Below are 578 nucleotides of genomic sequence, written 5' to 3'. Positions count from 1 at the left end.
TCCTCGCTGCCCCCATGCTGGGGCATGCCAGTATCAAAGGCTGTGAACTGTGCCTGAAGCCGTTAGCGCTTGGCTTAGAAACAAAAATGCCCATTGATCCAACAAGTGGCTCAATGGGCTTGATGGCGCGACCGGCATTACGCCGGCCGGCAGAGCGATTAGTCAACCAGGCCGACAAACATGTTCTGCACATCGTCGTTGTCGTCGATGCCTGCCAGGAAAGCCTGGACTTCTTCCAGCTGTTCGGCGCTCAGGCTGGCGGCGCTGATCGGCGTCTTGGCCTTGTAGCCGAGCTTGGCCGACAGCACCGTGAAGCCCTGCGCGGGCAGCGCCTTGCTGACCAGGTCCAGGTCGGTCGGATCGGTCAGGAACAGTGTGCTGCCTTCGGCGTCGCCGGCTTCGAAGTCCTGCGCACCGGCTTCGATCGCCGCCACTTCGGCATCGGCGCCGGCCTGGGCCGGCTCGGCCTCGATCATGCCCACATAGTCGAAGTCCCAGGCCACGGCGCTCATCTGGCCCTTGCGGAAGGCCACGCGCATTTCGGGCGCGGTGCGGTTGACGTTGTCGGTCAGGCACTC

The 578-nt window shown here is 63.5% G+C and carries 1 protein-coding gene; it reads right to left on the bottom strand.

Annotated features, from left to right (window positions below; genetic code table 11):
- Positions 1–158 precede the first annotated feature (158 nt).
- Positions 159–578, bottom strand: a 420-nt coding sequence (locus D3H34_RS33555) for a YebC/PmpR family DNA-binding transcriptional regulator (protein ID WP_205736888.1), incomplete at its 5' end; no start/stop codon positions are given.

The organism is Acidovorax cavernicola, from assembly GCF_003581445.1.
Note: the sequence above shows the minus strand (reverse complement) of the source record. Positions and strands in the feature narration are given on the sequence as shown.